The sequence below is a fragment of the Chromobacterium subtsugae genome, assembly GCF_035919665.1.
Taxonomy (GTDB): Bacteria; Pseudomonadota; Gammaproteobacteria; order Burkholderiales; family Chromobacteriaceae; genus Chromobacterium; species Chromobacterium subtsugae.
The window spans coordinates 1,881,950-1,899,820 of sequence record NZ_CP142381.1 but is presented as its reverse complement, the minus strand read 5'-3'; the positions used below and the strand labels follow the sequence as shown (position 1 = coordinate 1,899,820).

Here is a 17,871-nt window from a genome sequence, read left to right as displayed (position 1 = left end):
GGAAGCATGCTGACTCCGGACATCGCGGTAGACATCGTCAACGACAGCCTGCGGGTGGTGGTGACGCTGGTGACGCTGCTGGTGCTGCCCAGCCTGATCGTCGGCGTGGTGGTCAGCCTGATCCAGGCCGCCACCCAGATCAACGAGCAGACGCTGTCCTTCCTGCCCCGGTTGCTGATCGTGCTCTTGACCATCGCGCTGGCCGGCCACTGGATCACCGGCTACCTGATGGACTTCTGCGTCGCCATGTTCCAGCGCGCCGCCAGCCAGGTGGGCTAGGCGATGAGCCAGGGCCTGTTCGCCCAGTTGCTGCAGCTGCTGCCGGCCATCTGGTGGCCGTTCTGCCGGCTGATGGCCGCCTTCAGCGTCGCGCCCTTCATCGGCGACGCCATGGTGCCGCTGCGCGCCCGCATCGCCCTGGCGCTGCTGCTGGCGGTGGCCTGCGTGCCCGGCATGCCGGCCCACTCCCCGATCGACCCCTTTTCGCTGCACGGCGTCGCCGCCAGCCTGGAGCAGGCGGTGATAGGCTTGTTGTTCGGCTTCGCCTTCCAGCTGACCATGTCCATCCTGTCGCTGCTGGGCTTTTTGCTGTCCTCGCAAATGGGCTTGTCGATGGCGGTGATGAACGACCCCGGCAGCGGCAATACTTCCGACGTGGTGTCCAACCTGCTCTACCTGCTGGCGGCGCTGCTGTTCTTCGCCATGGACGGCCACCTGGTGCTGGTGCAGGTGGTGTACGCCAGCTTCCGCGCCTGGCCGCTGGGCGGCGGCATTCCGCAGGCGGCGCTGCCGGTGCTGGCGGGCAGCGTGGCCTGGGTGATGGCCGCCGCGGTCGCGCTGGCGCTGCCGGTGGTGTTCGCCACCTTCCTGGTGCAGGCCGGCTTCGGCATGATCAACCGGGTGGCGCCGGCGCTGAACCTGTTTTCCTTGGGTTTTCCGGTGGTGACGCTGTTCGGCCTGTCCACGCTGACCCTGCTGATGCAGGTGCTGCCGCCGCAATACCTGAGCCTGAGCGAACAGACGCTGCGGCTATTGAACCGCCTGCTGGAGCTGGGCCATGGCTGAGACGCGGCAGGGCGACAAGACCGAAAAAGCCACCCCGCAGCGGCTGCGCAAGGCGCGCGAGCAAGGCCAGGTGCCGCGCTCCAAGGACCTGGCCGCCGCGCTGGGCCTGATCCTGGCGCTGAAGCTGATGTTCTGGCTGGCGCCGGACTGGCTGGATGATTTCCGCGAGCTGTTCGCGCTGGCCTTCGCCCCGCTTGCCGGCCAGGGCGCGCTGGAGAACAGCTGGTCCAAGCTGTTCGGCGGCACCTTGCTGCTGTTGCTGAAAATGCTGGCGCCGCTGGCCGTCATCCCGATCACCATGCTGCTGATCAGCCTGTTTCCCGGCGGCTGGGTGTTCGTGCTGTCCCAGCTCAGCCCCAAGTTCGAGCGGATGAACCCGCTGGCCCACCTGTCCCGGCTGGCCTCGCCCAAGCACGCCAGCGAAATCGGCAAATCCATCGCCAAGGCGCTGCTTTTGGGCTGGCTGCTGTACCGCATCGCCTCGTCCGCGCTGCAGGACTTCTTCGCGCTGCACGGCATGCCGCTGCTGCCCACGCTGGCCGGCGCGGCCGACCTGCTCTTGTCCTGCCTGCTCAAGCTGTCCGCGGTGTTCCTGCTGTTCGCGCTGGCCGACCTGCCGCTGCAGGTCTACCTGTTCATGAAACAGCAAAAGATGAGCAAGCAGGAAATCAAGGAAGAATACAAGAATACCGAAGGCCGGCCCGAAGTGCGCCAGCGCATCCGCCAGCTGCAGCAGCAGATCGCGCAGCGCGGCGTGCGCAAGGTCCTGCCCGGCGCCGACGTCATCATCGTCAACCCCAGCCACTACGCGGTGGCGCTGAAATACGACGAGAACCGCGCCGAAGCGCCGTTCATCATCGCCAAGGGCGTGGATGAGATGGCGCTGTACATCCGCCGGCAGGCGGAAGAACTGGAAATCGCCGTGCTGCCGCTGCCGCCCCTGGCCCGCGCGGTCTACCACACTACACAGGTCAACCAGCAGATCCCCGCGCCGCTGTACCGCGCGGTGGCCCAGGTGTTGACTTATGTCTTGCAACTCAAGGCTTTCCAGACGGGCAGCCGCGCCAACCGGCCGATATTGCCGGAACTGGCCGTGCCCCAGGAATTGTCCGATCCCAAGCCCGCATCATGAACTCGCTGACCAAACTGCTCGCCGACATCGGCCGCCACAAGCTGGCCGCCCCGCTCTTCCTCTTGGCCATCCTGGCCATGGTGATGCTGCCCCTGCCGCCTCTGGCGCTGGACATGCTGTTCACCTTCAACATCGTGCTGGCCATCATCGTGATCCTGGTCAGCGTGTCGGCGCGGCGGCCGCTGGATTTCTCGGTGTTCCCCACCATCATCCTCGCCACCACGCTGATGCGCTTGTCGCTGAACGTGGCGTCGACGCGGGTGGTGCTGCTGCACGGCCATGAGGGGACGCACGCCGCCGGCCGGGTGATCGAGGCCTTCGGCAATGTGGTGATAGGCGGCAACTTCGTGGTCGGCATGGTGGTGTTCGTCATCCTGATGATCATCAACTTCATGGTGGTGACCAAGGGCGCCGAGCGCATCTCCGAAGTGTCGGCCCGCTTCACGCTGGACGCGCTGCCGGGCAAGCAAATGGCGATCGACGCCGACCTCAACGCCGGCCTGATCAACCAGGAGCAGGCGCAGCAGCGCCGCCGCGACATCGCCACCGAAGCCGATTTCTACGGCGCGATGGACGGCGCCTCCAAGTTCGTCCGCGGCGACGCCATCGCCGGCATCCTGATCCTGATCATCAACCTGTTCGGCGGCGTGGCCATCGGCGCGCTGATGCACAATCTGTCGATGGGCGACGCCTTCCGCCAGTACGCGCTGATGACCATAGGCGACGGCCTGGTGGCGCAGATTCCGGCGTTGCTGCTGTCGTCCGCCGCCGCCATCATCGTCACCCGCATCAGCGACGACGGCGACATGCAGCAGCAGGTGGGCAGCCAGATGCTGGCCTCGCCGGTGGTGCTGATGAGCGCGGCCGGCATGATGCTGGTGCTGGCCATCATCCCCGGCATGCCGTGGCCGACTTTCCTCGGCTTCGCCGCGCTGCTGGCCTATGTGGCCTGGCGCATGCACGCGCGCCGGCCGGTCGCCGCCAGCGCGCTCAACCAGACCGCGATCAAGGCGGCGCTGCAGGGCGAGGCGGAAATCGAGCTGGAATGGAGCACTCTGCCCTATTCCGATGTGCTGGGCATCACGCTGGGCTACCGGCTGGTGGCCCTGCTGGACCAAGGCCAGGGCGCGCCGCTGCTCAAACGCGTCAAGGGCGTGCGCCAGAGCCTGTCCGAGCAGATGGGCCTGTTGCTGCCGATGGTGAGCCTGCGCGACGACCTCAGGCTCAAGCCTTCGCAATACGCGATCCAGCTGTCCGGCAACACCGTGGCCGAGGCCGAAGTCTACGCCGACCGGCTGATGGCCATTCCTTCGCCGGAAGTTTACGGCGACATCGACGGCATTCCCGGCATCGACCCGGCCTTCAACATGCCGGTCACCTGGATCGCCCAAGCCGACAAGAGCAAGGCGCTGGGCCTGGGCTACCAGGTGGTGGATTGCGCCAGCGTGATGGCCACCCACCTGAACAAGGTGATGCGCGAGCACCTGTCCGAGCTGTTCCGCCACGACGACGTGGCGGCGCTGGGCGAGCGGCTGACCGCGCTGTCGCCCAAGCTGGGCGCGGCGCTGGCCGCCGCGCTGCCGCCGGTGCAGCAATTGAAGGTCTATCGCCAGCTGTTGCAGGACCACGTATCGCTGAAGGACATCGTGCCGGTGGCCAGCGCGCTCTTGGAAGCCAGCGAAACCACCAAGGACCCGATCATGCTGGCGGCCGAGGTGCGCTGCGCGCTGAAGCGCCAGATCGTGCAGGCCATCGCCGGCCCGCGCGACGAGATCCGCGCCTTCAATCTGTCAGCGGAACTGGAAAACCTGCTGCTGGCGGCGCTGAGCCAGGCGCAGCAAACCGGCAAGCCGCAGCTGGACAGCTTCCCGATCGACCCCAACGTGCTGCAGCAGCTGCAGGCCAATATGCCGGTGGTGCGCGATCAGATGAAACAGATGGGCCAGCCGCCGGTGCTGCTGGTGATGCCGCAGATCCGCCCGCTGCTGGCGCGCTACGGCCGGCTGTTCGCTCCCGGCCTCAACGTGCTGTCCTACAACGAAGTGCCGGAAAACCGCCAGGTCAGCCTGACCGGCACTTTAGGCTGAACCAGTCGCATTTCTTGCGCCGGATCACGATATCCGGCGCGGCTCCCTCGCTTTGCGCCAAGCGGCACCCCCGCGTAAAAAGCTTGCCGCACGGTCTTTTCCGCGTGCCGACTATACGCGCAGGGTAGAATCTTTCTCGGATAAAATGCCAATGTTATTTTTCGCATGTTGTGAAAATGCAAACGCATGATTTGCAAATTAAGAAAATGCGCAAAATCTGACACTTTGGCCACCCATGTCGGCCGCATGAGTGATAGCATCCCATATATGAATATCATGTGACGGCATAAGCCCATGGCAAACCTGAAAACCGCCAACCAGATCATCTGCGACAATATCCGCATCCAGCTGGAGCAATTCCGCTGGCCGGAAGCGCAACAGGCCGGCCTGATCGAGCAGATCCTCGGCCTGAGCACCTCGCAGGCCTACCGCAAGCTCAACGGCAGCAGCCCGTGGCAGCTGTCCCAGGTGGAAAGGCTGGCGCAGTACCTGAACGTGCCGACTTCCAACCTGCTGGTCGACCACAGCCAGCAGGACAGCCAGACTCCGGTGGACAATGAGCTGATCCCGGCCATCCTGCATCTGAACAATCAAAGCGGCGAAGCCCATTGCTGGATCCAGCTCGGCGAACCGCTGGCCGACGACTCCTGCGCGCCGCTGCTGCTGGCCAAGCGCCTTCACGACTGCTGGCATGTATTCCCCGGCACCCAATTCGACGCCGAGGACGGCTACGAAGTCACCTACCTGACCATCCGCCCGCCCAAACGCGCCAACACCAAGCGCCTGCTGGTGGCGGTGCTGGACGACAATGACGCTGATCTGCTGTCCGCCATCCTGGTGCAGCAAGGCCTATTCTCCCTGCCCTACCACCACCCGAAAGATTTGCTGGAAGCGCTGCCGCGCGAGGATTTCGATGCCTTCGTGCTGGACTGGGTGCTGGGCGAGCCGACCAGCTGCATGGACGTGATCGAGGCCATCCGCCGCCACAACCCCAATGTCCCCATCGTGGTGCTGACCGGCTACGCGCTGGAGCATGAGAGCGAGCTATCCAAAGCCTTGCAGATGCGCGGCGTCTACTACATCGGCAAGCCGACGCCCGGCTCCATCCTGGCGCTGCAGATCAAGAACATGGTCACCAACGGGCTGGAGCACGCATAAGCGGAGCGAGCCGCGGCCGCATGGGAAACAGGCGCCCGAGCTTATATGCGCTTGCATGCCCATGACTTTCATCTGTTTGAAGCCCGCCTTGCTGACTCGAGGCGGGCTTTTTGCTGCCGTCTTGCCGGGGGATAGAACGCCCTAAGATGGCCGCCCGGCGCTTCTGCCGCGCAATAAGCTGTCACCTTCTCGACGTCCCGCATGCCCGCTGCTGATGCGGCCGCCGGCAGGCCGGCGACGCCTTCGCGCGCGCGGGAAAGACGCCGCCCGCAAACCATAAGCTTGCAGGCGGCATGAGGCGTGCGCTTAAGCTTCCGCCGCTTCCGCCTGGGCGGCGCGCGCCGTTTCCCGCGGCATGGCCAGGTCGCGGCGGACTTCCTCCGCGCTCATCACATGATGGCCGCGCCGCTCAAGCTCTTCGCGCAAGGCTTTCACCTGTTCGGCGCTGCGGGCCTTGCGAATGCCGCCGGGCGCTTGGGGATCGATCAGGTTCAACCCATCTTCAAGGCCGACGCGGATGCCATCCAGGTCCAGAGCGACGGCGACGTCGACCAGGATGGCGTGCAACGCGCCCGGCAGCAGCAAGGAAATCCGGCAGTCGCGGAAATGCTGGCGCAATTGCTTGACGGTGGGACGCAAACATTCCGCGGCAAGCTTGGCGGCGGCGACGGTGTCCTGCTGCTGCAGAAACGCCTGTATCTGTTTGCGGGAAGCGGTGTCGATCAGCGAGTCGTCATCCATTTCGCCGCTGACCGGATCGCGCCTATGCTGGTCCACGCCGGCCACCAGCATGAACAAGACCGGCGCCCCGCTGGCCAGCAGAGGCTGGCGGTATAAGGTGACCGCGTTTTCGGTGATGATGTGGTTGAACACTTCGATTTCCGGACGAACACCGGCATGTTGGAAATGCTCGAGCTGCGCCTGAAGAAAACCATTCGGATTGTCATAGCCGCCGCCGGTCTGGAAAACCACGGGGCCTGGGCTGAGGGAGGCGATCTCCGGCGCCGCGTAGCCGGCATAGTGCTTCAGGTGGGCGCGCCGCAAGGCGCTTTGCGAAGCCGCGCGGTCGCCGCGAGCGCTGGTGGACAAATTCAGCAGGACCGAGGGGGCGGACAGGCGCAGGGCCGGCACGATGTTCTCGTATTGGTCCAGCACGATTTGATTGCGTTGCTGGCCGGCGCTGATCGGCGCGCCCAGGCCGGGGATCGTCAGCTTGGCCTGGTCTGCGAGATCGCGCGTATGCAGGTGGATGACCGCGGCGCCTTCGCGCGCGCAGTGCAGCGATTCTGCGACGATGCGCTCCGCGGTGATCGGCAGGTGCGGGCTGCGCGCCTTGCCCGGTTGCCACATGCCGGCCTCGCTCGCATGCCACCCGCAAGCGAGGAAGCGGGAGGCGGCCTCGGACGATTGCGCCTCGATTTCCGCCGCCATTTCCGGCGGGAGATAGCTGCTCAGACGCGGATGCGTCCAAACCAGATCGCCTCGCTCATCGCACTCCCAGCCATGCGTGGTCAATTGCTGCACCAATTGGCGAACCAGCGCCTGTGAGGGCAAGAGATCGAACAGCGCGCGGGGCAGGCGGCGGGCGGAGGCAGCATGGCCGGAGGGCTGCGGCCGCCAGACGCCATTGTCCAGCCGCCATCCCGCGGCCAGCAGCGCCTTGATGCTTTGCGCCTGCTGAGTCGCGCTAAGCGCGCAGATATCTTCTCGGCTCGCCGCTTGCTCATAGCCGTCCTGCAATAGCCAGCCGCCGGCGGCTACGGATTCCCACCCTTCGCGTTTCAACAATTGCAGCGCTTCAGGCAGCGCATCGTTGGGAACCAGATTATCCAGCAACAGGCCAGGAATGAATTTTGGCTCTTGCGGGTCCAGATACTTGGGCACGGCGCCAACCGGAGCCGCCGTGATGTAAAAAGCTTTACTCATGAATCGCTCCCTGGGTTTGGCATGCGGACATTTCCTGGCATGCTCAACCGCGTATCGTTGATGGTGTGTCAATCACTAGCTTGTTTCGCCCAAAGGCGAAACAGCCTTGCGCCATGTCTTGGTCTTCTTGGTTTCATCGCAAGCGAAGGAAGGGTATAAATTCTTGCCTGTTCAGAATGGCATTGTGAGTCGCGATCTTTTAATCCAATAACAAGAATTGTCGATATCGGCATGGATTGTTTTTTGAAAATCCATGTCAGTATTTTCTGCAATAGACTCTGATTGACTGACAGAAATGCCGCGCCACCGTGTTTTCAGGCTTAGGCGGAAAATCGTCGTTTGGCGGATGGGATTATGAGGGGGCGCGAGCGAGGAAGCGACAATAAAATGCAAATAGCATATCAATGCCAACTCAAGTGTGTTTTTTATCCAAATGGAAATATTTAATGTTTGCCGCAGTTTAATATGATTGAGTAATTTTATTTATTTGACTGTCTTGGTTGCTTCACCAAGCTTGGCAATAAAAATAGAATGGTGTTTGTTTTTTTGGCAGTTTCCATAGATTGAAAATGAATTTTTCGCCTCCAATGGAGAATATATTTTCTTTATCTGGATTATTCAATTCAGAATGATATTGAAAAGTATAATTGCAATATCAATTAAATCAGCATCGATTCACATCATGAAAATCGACACCCCGGTCAGTTGGCTTTCTGGCGGACAGTGCGTCCAAGCAAGCAGCGGAAGGGAGTAAAAGCAAAAGAAGGATATAATTTCGCGCGGACAATTAAAAAACACATGGCGATGAAAGCTTGCCCGATGCCATTGCTCCCACGCATTGCGTCTGCTTTTTCCGTGCAGATTCTGCCTGTTCTGGGCGCCTTGATAACAGGACACAGCCATTGGGCTGGGCGGGAGGCGAGCGGAACCGCCGTGCAAGCAAGCAGGGACGATCAATCTACCCGGCGGGCTTCATGACAGCATTGCGGAAGGCGCTTGAGGCTCGTGGCGAGGCTTAGCCGCTGACAATACAACCCACCTTGCGTCACAAGGTGGGCTGCCATGCCACTATTACATCTGACAAGTAGGCCTGTAGCGGCAAACCGCGCTGCGGCTCACCCGCATCCTAATTTGTCAGGACTTCCACTCCGAACGACATCCGGAGCCTGTTTTGTTTTCCGCGCGGCGCTGAGGCCGGATCACAAAGGCAGGTCGGCCAACGCGGCCCTGAGGGTGTCGCCGTCGAAGGGCTTGTCCAGCCGGGCGGCGAACCAGGCGGCGCGCACATCGGCGAATTCCTCGGGGTCGGCGCTCATCGCCAGCATCAGCGGCCGCTGCGGCTGCTTGCGCGCCAGCTCCGCCAGCCGGTAGCCGCTATCCTCGCCCAATTGCATGTCCAACAGCAGGATGTCGAAACGCTGCCGGGCCAGGCAGTCGGCCGCCTGGCTCAGCGTGGACGCGCAGGCGATCTGAAAACCGTCCTGCGCCAGCAACTGCGCCACCGACGCCCGGATCACCTCGTCGTCGTCTACCAGCAGCAGGCTGCGGCTGGCGCTCGCCTCCTGCACTTCCCGCAGCGGCAGCCGCACGGTGAAGACGCTGCCGACGCCGACCGCGCTTTCCAGCTCGATGCTGCCGCCGAACAGCCGCACCAGCTCCTTGACGATGGACAGGCCCAGGCCGCTGCTGCCCGGACGGCGGTTGCGCCCCTGGCTGAACGGCTGGAACACCCGCTGCTTGTCCTCCTCGGCGATGCCGATGCCGCTATCGCTGATCTGCAGCCACAATTCGAGATGCTCCTGGCACATCTGGCCGCGCGCCTTCACCGCCACCGCGCCCTGATCGGTGTAGCGTATCGCGTTGGACACCAGGTTGCCGACGATCTGGCGCAGGCGGATCTCGTCCATCAGCACCATCTCCGGCAGTCCCTCGCTCTCATAGCGCAGCGCCAGCCCCTTGGCGTCGGCCAAGGGCTGCATCACGTCGACCACGGTGCGCAGCGCGCCGGCCAGCCGCACCCGTCCCGGATTGAGGCGCAGCTGCATGTTCTTGATCGCCGACACGTCCATGATGTCGTGCACCTGGGAGGTCAGCTGGGCCATACCCGCCTTCAGGCGCTTGAGCGCCAGCTGCGCCGGGCCGTGCGGCGACACCGCCGGCTCCACCAGTTCCAGGCACATCTGCATCGATTGCAGCGGCGAGCGTATCTCGTGCCCCAGCGTGCCGAGGAAAGTGGTGCGATCCAGCTCCAGCGCCACCGTGGCCTGGTGCGCCAGCCTCTCCTGCTCCAGCAGCGACTGGCGCGCCTTGGCCAGATCGCTGACCTCGCGGTAGCGCATCAGCATCAGCAGCACGCCGCAGATGCCGCCGCACAGCACCAGCTGCAGAATCAGCATCTGCGAGCGCTGGCTGGCCAGCGCGCTGCTGCGCGCCACCCGCGCCGTCACTTCGGCCTCGCGGGTCTGCACCGCGAAATTGGCCAGCACCGGCCGCAATGCGTCGATGCGCACCACCATCTTGCGCGCCTGCGCCTGCGTCAGATGCGGCCAGGCCTTGTCGCCCAGCAACGGGCCCAGCGCGCCGACCAGCGCGTCGAAACCGCTGACCCGGCTGAGCAGCCGGTGCACCAGCACGCTGTCCGGCGCCTCGAACACCTGGTAACGGCTTTGCAACACCTGCAGCTGCTGCTGCAAGTCGGGAAATTGCTTTTCATCGGCCGCGTAGCCGATCAGCTCGGCGCGCGTCCGCTCCAGCTCCACGTGCAGTTGGGCGACAGTCCAATATTGCTGCTCGCTCTTGCCGTTGCCTATCAGCGCTTCGCTGGCGCGGTCCATCCGGTAGAAATTCCAGCCGGCGGCCAGCAACAGCAACAGCAGCGAGGCGACCAGCCACCACGGCGCCTGCACGCATTTTCGGATCCGGGCGAGCGTCACATCACCTCCATCGCTTCCACCTGCCACACCAGCTTGGCGTCCAGCGGCGGCCCCTTGTCGGCGTCGGGCATGTCCGGCAGCGGATACATCAGCCACAGCGGCCCGTAGTGAGCGACGTCAAACGGCTTGTTGTCGATGCGCCGCGCCAGCACCACCTTGCCGCGCACCAGCTCCGCCACGGAAATGTCGTAACGGTAATAGTTGATCGCCAGCACCCTCACCGTGGCGCCTTTGGCCTCCACCTTGGCCAGGATGTCCCGCACCAGAGGACCGCTGAAAGTCACCGACGGCGTCCAGCTGGTGGCCGTGGTGAAACTCATCTGCCGCAGGCGGGCCAGGTCGCTGTCGCGAAACTGGTAGACGCCGCGCTTGGCGTCGGTGAACCGCCCTATCTTGCCGGACACCGTCAGCACCACCGGGTCCGAATCGGCCAAAACGCAGGCGCTCAAACACAGGCCTATCCATGCCAACCAGGCCTTTCGCATAGCCATCCTCATCGTCACGCGTAAAAAATGGCCAATTATATTCATCCAGCGGGGCCGACAACCAGCCTTGTATGGACAAATCGACGCGCGCGCCAGCTGCGCAGCGCGTTTTAGCCAACGTCAAAAGCAAAAAAGCCAGTGGGATGCCCACTGGCTTGCATGGTGGCGGCGCGCGGCCGCCGGCTGCGGTTACTGCAGCAAGGACATGGCCAGGCTGTTCATGCTGCCGCTTTGCTTCAGCATCGAGGTGCTGGCTTGCATCAGCATCTGCTTGGCGGTCATGGTGGAGCTTTCGCTGGCGTAGTCGGTGTCCATGATGCGGCCCTTGGCTGCCAGCGTGTTGTTGTTCACGTTGTTCAGGTTGTTGACCACGTGGTCCAGACGGTTGGAGTTGGCGCCCAGGGCGGAGCGCACGGCGCCGACGCTGTCCAGAGCGGTATTCAGCAGGTCAATCGTGGCGGCCGAACCGATTTCGCCGCCGGCAGTGGCGCTCGGAGTCTTGTACTGGGCGGAAGCGGCTTGCAGCGCGGTATCCAGCCCGGTGATCTGGGTGGATACGTCGGTGGACATCACTTCGGAAGAGCTGGCGCCGATCTGGAAGTTCACCGCCGCGGCCAGCTTGCCGCCGGTCTTGGCCAGCAGCTTCTCGCCGCCGAAAGTGGTGTTGCTGACGATGTTGTTCAGTTCCTTGCCCAGCGCGTCGTACTCGGACTGCATCGCGGTCTTGTCGTTGGCGGTGGCGGTGCCGTTGGCGCCTTCGGTGGACAGGTCCTTCATCCGTTGCAGGATGTTGGTCACTTCGTTCAGCGCGCCTTCCGCGGTCTGCATCATGGAGATGCCGTTTTGGGCGTTCTTCATCGCTACGGTCATGCCGCGGCTTTGCGCGTCCAGACGGGTGGCGATCTGCAGGCCGGCGGCGTCGTCCATCGCGGAGTTGATGCGCTGGCCGGTGCCCAGACGCGTCATCGAAGTCGACAGCGCGTTCTGGGTGGAGTTCATGTTGGACTTGGTGTTCAGTGCGGCGATATTGGTGTACAGGCTCAGCATGGAAATGCTCCGTCTAGGTTGGTCGAAACCGGCATCGTCTGCCGTTACCCACACAAGGCGGCACGCCGCGCGCGCAACTTAAGCTCCAACAATTTGTGAATAATCACAGCGCTTTTCTTAAACTAAACATCTCTGCCAGTTTGTTCGCCGCCGTCTATAACTGATGAATACAGAATGACCCCGTGATATTTCCCCGCCAGGGAGGGCACAGGCCATGAACGCTCAATCGAATCCCTTTCTGTTTGAAAGCGCGGCGCTCACTCACCTTCCCAACTACGGCGTCGTCAAGACCACCCAGTTGGCCGGCTATCTGTCGGTCGGCGACGCCGCCGGCGGCTGGCTGTATTTCTGCTTCAGCGAAGCCAGCGCCAACCCTGCCCAGGCGCCGCTGCTGCTGTGGGTCAACAGCCACCCGCGGGACAGCGCGCCGGCCAGCCTGTTCGACGAGCACGGCCCCTATCTGCTGGACGGCAACGGCCGCGTCTACGGCAATCCGTTCAGCTGGCACCACCATGTCAATTACCTGGTCATCGATCAGCCGCTGGGCCGCGGCCTGTCGTTTTCGATTCACCCGCGCTACCTGCCGGAAAGCCACGACGAGGCCTGCCAGCAGCTGTACCACGCGCTGCAGGAATTCCTGTTGCGCTGGCCCGCCTACCGCCAGCAGGATTTCTACCTGTTCGGCAGCGGCGCGGCCGGCCACACCATCGCGCGCCTGGCCAACTGCATCCTGGACGGCAACGGCTGCGGCCAGCCGGAAATCCGGCTGAAGGGGCTGGGCCTGGGCAATGGGCAGGTGTCGCCGAAAATCCAGCTGCCCAGCCACATCGAATACGCCCGTCAGCACCGGCTGATCAATGCCGAGGAAGAAAAACGCGCGCTGGAAATGCTGGCGGACTTCCACGACGCCCACGCCTCGCCGATACCGCTGCGGCGCAGCCAGGCCAGCCGCAGCGCGCGGGAAATCGAGGACTACATCCAGCAATGCTCGGGGCGCGACAAGCACGATATCCGCCATCCGCCGGGCGATGGCCGCCAGCGCGTGGACGAGTACCTGGCCAAGCCTTCCGCCCATCAGGCGCTGCACATCGATCCGCGTTCGCGCAACGAGCTGCAGCCGGCGCCGCAGCAACTGAGCGAGGCGGCATGGCTGGACGACTCCTCCCACTTGTTCCCCCGCTTGCTGGATCAGCTCAAGGTACTGCTCTATCACGGCGAATGCTGCATGGAAGGCAATTACCTGGGCATGGACGCCTGGCTGAACACGCTGCTGTGGCAGCAGGCGCCGGACTTCCGCGAACAGAAACGCCAGCCCTGGCGGCCATACGGGCTGCCGGCCGGCCTGATCCGCCGCCACCGGCGCTTGTCGCAGGTCATCATCCAGAACGCCGGGTTGCGGGTGGCGCGCGACCAGCCCGCCATCGCGCTGGCGATGCTGAAGAACTTTCTTGGCGAGGAAACGGACGACGCCGAGCCCTGAGCCGCGTTAACCGGCCAAGCGCCGCAGGTTCAGGCTGGCCGGAATGCGGATATCGGCCGCCGGCAAAGGCTCGCCATGCAGCAATGCCAGCGTTTGGCGCAGGCTGGCGTCGGCCAGCGCCTGACTGTCCTGGCGGATGGCGTCCACCGCCAGCGGCAGGCAGTCCAGCAAGGGATGATCGTCGAAAGTGAGCAGGTAGCGCGGCGCCTCGCGCATGCGGTGGCGTTCGCGGATGAAGGACAACACGCCTTCCAGCAGGGTGATGGAGGCGGTGAACAAGGCCTGCGGATAACGGCCGTGGCGCTGATGCCAGTCAGCCATCAGCCGATAGCCGGATTCGCGCTGGAAGTCGCGCTCCGCCACCCAGCCTGGCTGCGGCGCCATGCCTTGCGCCCGCAACGCCTGGTGATAGCCCGCCAGGCGTTCGCGGCTGGCCGACAGGTCGGGCTGGCCGCCGAAATAGGCCAGCTCGGCCACATCACGCTCCAGCAGCGGCGCCAGCAATCTGGCCACGCTGTCGGCGGCGTCGGTGACCGTGGATGGGATGCCGCTGCCGGGAATATGGCGGTCGGCGAAAACCAGCGGCAAGCGCCGGGTCCACGGCTGGTAGCGGCCGGCGTCGCCGCTGCACGGCACCACGATCATGCCGTCCACCTGGCGCGCCGCCAGTTGGCCGATGCCGGCGCTTTCCCGTTCCGGGTCCTCGTCGCTGGTCACCATCAACAGCTGGTAGCCCAGCGCGCGGCAGCCGTTTTCCAGCGCCTGCGCCAGCGCCGCGTGGGTGGAGTTGGTCAGATCGGGAATCACCAGGCCTATGCTGCTGCTGCGCCGGCTGCGCAGGCTGCGCGCCTGTTGCGAGGGATTGAAGTGGTGCTCGCGCGCCACCGCTTCCACCCGGTCCACCGTGGCTTGGGAGATGCGGTAGCGGCCGGCATGGCCGTTGAGCACCATGCTGGCGGTAGTGCGCGATACGCCGGCCAGCGCGGCGATATCGTCTATGGTGAGGCGTTTGAAGCTGCTCATGGAAACCTGCCGCGAAACGCGAGGGGGGACATGATAAACGCGATAGGGAAAAACGGGGCCGGCTTGCCGCCGGCCCGCGCCCGTCCGAAGCTTATTGCTTGACCAGATTGAGCGGCACCGGGATGAACTTGTCCACCTTCTGGCCGTCCAGCAGCCGCTTGGCGGTCTGCACGCCGTACTGGCCGATCAGCGCCGGCTGCTGCTGCACCGTGGCCGACAGCGTGCCGGCCTTGACCGAAGCCACCGCGTCCGGGGTGGCGTCGAAGCCGACCACCACCACGTTCTTCAGGCCGGCCGCCTGGATCGCCTTCAGCGCGCCCAGCGCCATTTCGTCATTGTGCGCAAACACGCCCTGGATGTCCTTGTTGCCCTGGATGATGTTCTCCATCACCGACAAGCCCTTGGCGCGGTCGAAATCGGCCGGCTGCTTGGCCAGCAGCTCCACGCCCGCCTTCTTGTCCACCACGTGGTGGAAGCCTTCGCCGCGCTCGCGGGCGGCGGAAGAGCCGGCGATGCCTTCCAGTTCGACGATGCGGCCCTTGCCGCCCAGCTTGCCCAGCAGGTACTGGCCGGCCATCATGCCGCCGGCGATGTTGTCGGAGGCGATGTGGGAGCTGACTTCCGCGCCGTTGACGCTGCGGTCCAGCGACACCACCTTGATGCCCTTGGCGGTCGCCTCCTTCACCACATTGGCCACCGCGGCGGAATCGGTGGGGTTGATCAGGATCACGCCCACTTTTTTCTGGATCAGGTCTTCCACGCTGGCCTGCTGCTTGGCCGGATCGTCCTGGGCGTCCACGGTGATCAGGTTGATGCCTTCCTTGCCGGCTTCGGCGGCCGCGCCGTCGCGCAGCGCCACGAAGAAGGGATTGTTGAGCGTGGACACCGCCAGGCCGACGGTGGCCTTGCCGGCGGCCGCCGGCGCGCTGGCTTCGCCGCCGCTTGCGCCGGGCCCCTGCTTGGAGCAGGCGGCGATGCCGAACGCCAGCATGCCGGCCATCAACGGGGTGAGAATGCGTTTCATGCCAAAACTCCTTGAGAATATAGACAGATTGCACTGCGGATGGCGGCTGCCGCCGCCGGATTCATTTCTTGCCGCTGCGGTCCAGCAGCACCGCCAGCAGGATCACCGCGCCCTTGATCACCTGCTGGTAGAACGACGACACCCCCAGCAGATTCAGGCCGTTGTTGAGCACGCCGATCAGTAGCGCGCCGATCAGGGTGCCGAAGATCCAGCCGCGGCCGCCGGTCAGGCTGGTGCCGCCCAGCACCACCGCGGCGATGGCGTCCAGTTCGTAGCCGGCGCCGGCGGTGGGCTGCGCCGAATTGAGGCGCGAGGTCAGCACCACGCCGGCCATCGCCGACATCGCGCCGGAAGCGGTGTACACCCACAACTTGACCCTGTCGACCTTGACGCCGGACAGCCGCGCCGCCTCCTCGTTGCCGCCGGTGGCGTACAGGTGGCGGCCGAACACGGTTTTCTTCAGCAGGAACCAGAAGCCGGCGAACAGGATCAGCATCCACGCCACCGGCACCGGCACCAGGCCGGCGATGTAGCCGCCGCCCAGCATCGAGAACAGTTCGCTGTCGAAGCCGGTGATCGGGCTGCCGTTGGAAAACACCAGCGCCAGGCCGCGCAGAATGGTCATCGTCGCCAGCGTGGCGATGAACGGCGCCACCTTGCCCTTGCTGATCACCAGGCCGTTGAACAGGCCCATCGCCGCGCCGGCCAGGATGCCCAGCAAGGTCGCCAGCATAGGGTCGACGCCGGCTTGCAGCAAGCTGGCCGTCAACACCGACGACAGCGCCAGGATGGAGCCCACCGACAGATCGATGCCGCCCAGCAGGATCACCAGCGTCATGCCGAAGGCGATCAGCGCGTTGATCGACACCTGGCGCATCACGTTCAGCAGGTTGTTGACGGTGAGAAAGTCCGGGCTCATCACGGACAGGCCGATGGCCACCAGCACCAGCGCGATGAAGGGGCCCAGGCGTTGCAGATTGGCTTTTTGTTGCGGGGTCATGCTTGTTTCCTGATTTCGGTGGGAACGGCGCCGCCGGTCGCGGCCGCCATCAAGATTTCCTGCGTGCAGCCGGCGGCGTCGAAGATGCCGGCCTGCCGGCCTTCGTGCAGCACCAGGATGCGGTTGCTCAGCGCCAGCACTTCCGGCAATTCGGACGACACCATCACGATGGCGGCGCCGGCGGCGGCCAGCTGGTTGACGATGTGGTAGATCTCGGCCTTGCCGCCGACATCGACGCCGCGCGTCGGCTCGTCCAGCAGCAGCACCTTGGGCGGATTGGCCAGCCATTTGGCGAACACCACCTTCTGCTGGTTGCCGCCGGACAAGGACTTGACGTCCAGCTCGGCGTCGCGGGCGCGGATGTGCAGCTGCGCGATCAAGCCGTCCACCGCCCGCTTCTCGTCGGCAGCCTGCACCACGCCCAGGCGCGCGTACTGGTCCAAATGCACCAGCGTGGCGTTTTCGCGCAGCGACATGCCCAGCACCAGGCCCTTGCTCTTGCGGTCTTCCGGCACGAAGCCGAGGCCGGCGGCGATGGCGTCGCCCGGCGCGGCCACTTTCAATTCCTCGCCATCCAGCTCGACGCGGCCGGCGGTGCGGCGCTTGGCGCCGAACAGCGTCTTCAGGATGTCGCTGCGGCCCGAGCCCATCAGCCCGGCGATGCCCAGCACCTCGCCGGCGCGCACCTCGAAACGGATACCGGCGATCATGTTCTCGTCGGCCAGGTTTTCCACCTTCAGCCGCACCGCGCCCGGAACGGCTTCACGCTTGGGATAGCGGTCGCCGATCTCGCGGCCCACCATCATCCGCACCACCTCGTCGAAATCGGTGCCGGCGATCTCGCGCTCACCGACGAAGCGGCCGTCGCGCAGCACGCTGATGCGGTCGCAAATGCGGAAGATCTCCTCCATCCGGTGCGAGACGTAGACTATGGCCACGCCGTTCGCCTTCAGTTGCGCCATCAGCGCGAACAGCGCGTCGATCTCGCGCTCGGTCAGCGCCGCCGTCGGCTCGTCCATGATCAGCACGCGGGCGTTCAGCGCCAGCGCCTTGGCGATTTCCACCATCTGCTGCTGGCCGATGGACAGGCTGCCGGCCTCTTGCTCGGGGTCGATGCCCTCGGCGCCCAGCGCCGACAGCTGCGCCCTCGCCTCGCGCCGCATGCGGCCGTAGTCGATCAGGCCGAAGCGCGACGGCTCGCGGCCGAGAAACAGGTTTTCCATCACCGACAGTTGCGGGATCAGGTTCAATTCCTGGTGAATGATGGCGATGCCGGCCGCTTCCGCCGCCGCGGTGTCGCGCAGCTCGGCCTGGCGGCCGTCCAGCAGAATCTCGCCGGCATCGGCGCGGTGCACGCCGCTGAGTATCTTCATCAGCGTCGACTTGCCGGCGCCGTTTTCGCCCATCAACGCGTGGATCTCGCCGCCGCGCAGCGTGAATTCCACATTTTCCAGCACCGTCACCGGCCCGAAGGCCTTGCGGATGCCGCGCATGGTCACTTGCATGGTCCT

General features: G+C 64.5%; 14 protein-coding genes. 6 read left to right on the top strand and 8 right to left on the bottom strand.

The window, feature by feature from the left end:
- Positions 1-6 precede the first annotated feature (6 nt).
- The 5 genes from fliQ to U6115_RS09355 all read left to right on the top strand — a co-directional run bounded on the left by fliQ (position 7) and on the right by U6115_RS09355 (position 5,442).
- Entirely contained in the window at positions 7-279 is a 273-nt protein-coding gene (fliQ, locus tag U6115_RS09375) for a flagellar biosynthesis protein FliQ (RefSeq protein WP_043576093.1), read from the top strand.
- 3 nt (positions 280-282) lie between these two features.
- Positions 283-1,065, top strand: coding sequence for a flagellar biosynthetic protein FliR (gene fliR, locus U6115_RS09370; protein ID WP_043576096.1), 783 nt, complete (start codon positions 283-285; stop codon positions 1,063-1,065).
- On the top strand, positions 1,058-2,197 hold the full coding sequence (flhB, locus tag U6115_RS09365; RefSeq protein WP_043576098.1) for a flagellar type III secretion system protein FlhB: 1,140 nt from the start codon (positions 1,058-1,060) through the stop codon (positions 2,195-2,197). Before fliR ends, flhB begins: the two co-directional genes overlap by 8 nt.
- Positions 2,194-4,284 carry a flagellar biosynthesis protein FlhA gene (locus U6115_RS09360; RefSeq protein ID WP_043576101.1) on the top strand — a complete coding sequence of 697 codons (2,091 nt, stop codon included), beginning with the start codon at positions 2,194-2,196 and terminating at the stop codon, positions 4,282-4,284. Before flhB ends, U6115_RS09360 begins: the two co-directional genes overlap by 4 nt.
- Positions 4,285-4,578: 294 nt before the next feature.
- Positions 4,579-5,442, top strand: coding sequence for a helix-turn-helix domain-containing protein (locus U6115_RS09355; protein WP_043576103.1), 864 nt, complete (start codon positions 4,579-4,581; stop codon positions 5,440-5,442).
- Positions 5,443-5,748: 306 nt separating this feature from the next.
- On the opposite strand, the gene U6115_RS09350 is transcribed toward U6115_RS09355, so the two are convergent.
- The 4 genes from U6115_RS09350 to U6115_RS09335 all read right to left on the bottom strand — a co-directional run bounded on the left by U6115_RS09350 (position 5,749) and on the right by U6115_RS09335 (position 11,833).
- Positions 5,749-7,368: a 3-keto-5-aminohexanoate cleavage protein gene (locus U6115_RS09350; RefSeq protein ID WP_043576240.1), complete on the bottom strand. Its 1,620-nt coding sequence runs from the start codon at positions 7,366-7,368 to the stop codon at positions 5,749-5,751.
- Positions 7,369-8,567: 1,199 nt separating this feature from the next.
- Positions 8,568-10,301, bottom strand: coding sequence for an ATP-binding response regulator (locus U6115_RS09345; RefSeq protein WP_146008339.1), 1,734 nt, complete (start codon positions 10,299-10,301; stop codon positions 8,568-8,570).
- The gene (locus U6115_RS09340) at positions 10,298-10,750 is read right to left on the bottom strand and encodes a putative pterin-binding protein (protein WP_052258101.1); all 453 of its coding nucleotides are present in this window, start codon (positions 10,748-10,750) and stop codon (positions 10,298-10,300) included. Before U6115_RS09340 ends, U6115_RS09345 begins: the two co-directional genes overlap by 4 nt.
- A 225-nt stretch (positions 10,751-10,975) precedes the next feature.
- The gene (locus U6115_RS09335; protein ID WP_043576110.1) at positions 10,976-11,833 is read right to left on the bottom strand and encodes a flagellin N-terminal helical domain-containing protein; all 858 of its coding nucleotides are present in this window, start codon (positions 11,831-11,833) and stop codon (positions 10,976-10,978) included.
- Positions 11,834-12,047: 214 nt separating this feature from the next.
- Between U6115_RS09335 and U6115_RS09330 the strand changes: the two genes are divergently transcribed.
- Positions 12,048-13,313, top strand: a complete 1,266-nt coding sequence (locus U6115_RS09330) for a S10 family serine carboxypeptidase-like protein (RefSeq protein WP_043576112.1) — start codon at positions 12,048-12,050, stop codon at positions 13,311-13,313.
- A 6-nt stretch (positions 13,314-13,319) separates the two neighbouring features.
- On the opposite strand, the gene U6115_RS09325 is transcribed toward U6115_RS09330, so the two are convergent.
- The 4 genes from U6115_RS09325 to U6115_RS09310 all read right to left on the bottom strand — a co-directional run bounded on the left by U6115_RS09325 (position 13,320) and on the right by U6115_RS09310 (position 17,865).
- Positions 13,320-14,336 carry a substrate-binding domain-containing protein gene (locus U6115_RS09325; RefSeq protein ID WP_043576115.1) on the bottom strand — a complete coding sequence of 339 codons (1,017 nt, stop codon included), beginning with the start codon at positions 14,334-14,336 and terminating at the stop codon, positions 13,320-13,322.
- 91 nt (positions 14,337-14,427) lie between these two features.
- On the bottom strand, positions 14,428-15,360 hold the full coding sequence (gene rbsB / locus U6115_RS09320) for a ribose ABC transporter substrate-binding protein RbsB (protein WP_043576118.1): 933 nt from the start codon (positions 15,358-15,360) through the stop codon (positions 14,428-14,430).
- Positions 15,361-15,421: 61 nt separating this feature from the next.
- Positions 15,422-16,360, bottom strand: a complete 939-nt coding sequence (locus tag U6115_RS09315) for an ABC transporter permease (RefSeq protein ID WP_043576122.1) — start codon at positions 16,358-16,360, stop codon at positions 15,422-15,424.
- Positions 16,357-17,865, bottom strand: coding sequence for a sugar ABC transporter ATP-binding protein (locus U6115_RS09310; RefSeq protein WP_043576125.1), 1,509 nt, complete (start codon positions 17,863-17,865; stop codon positions 16,357-16,359). The genes U6115_RS09315 and U6115_RS09310 overlap by 4 nt, the downstream gene beginning before the upstream one ends.
- Between the last annotated feature and the right edge of the window lie 6 nt (positions 17,866-17,871).

Coding starts and splice junctions, on each gene's coding strand:
- U6115_RS09360 (WP_043576101.1), top strand. CDS start 2,194: ATGAACTCGCTGACCAAACTGCTCGCCGACATCGGCCGCCACAAGCTG.
- U6115_RS09325 (WP_043576115.1), bottom strand. CDS start 14,336: ATGAGCAGCTTCAAACGCCTCACCATAGACGATATCGCCGCGCTGGCC.
- U6115_RS09330 (WP_043576112.1), top strand. CDS start 12,048: ATGAACGCTCAATCGAATCCCTTTCTGTTTGAAAGCGCGGCGCTCACT.
- U6115_RS09315 (WP_043576122.1), bottom strand. CDS start 16,360: ATGACCCCGCAACAAAAAGCCAATCTGCAACGCCTGGGCCCCTTCATC.
- fliQ (WP_043576093.1), top strand. CDS start 7: ATGCTGACTCCGGACATCGCGGTAGACATCGTCAACGACAGCCTGCGG.
- U6115_RS09335 (WP_043576110.1), bottom strand. CDS start 11,833: ATGCTGAGCCTGTACACCAATATCGCCGCACTGAACACCAAGTCCAAC.
- U6115_RS09350 (WP_043576240.1), bottom strand. CDS start 7,368: ATGAGTAAAGCTTTTTACATCACGGCGGCTCCGGTTGGCGCCGTGCCC.
- fliR (WP_043576096.1), top strand. CDS start 283: ATGAGCCAGGGCCTGTTCGCCCAGTTGCTGCAGCTGCTGCCGGCCATC.
- U6115_RS09310 (WP_043576125.1), bottom strand. CDS start 17,865: ATGCAAGTGACCATGCGCGGCATCCGCAAGGCCTTCGGGCCGGTGACG.
- U6115_RS09355 (WP_043576103.1), top strand. CDS start 4,579: ATGGCAAACCTGAAAACCGCCAACCAGATCATCTGCGACAATATCCGC.
- rbsB (WP_043576118.1), bottom strand. CDS start 15,360: ATGAAACGCATTCTCACCCCGTTGATGGCCGGCATGCTGGCGTTCGGC.
- flhB (WP_043576098.1), top strand. CDS start 1,058: ATGGCTGAGACGCGGCAGGGCGACAAGACCGAAAAAGCCACCCCGCAG.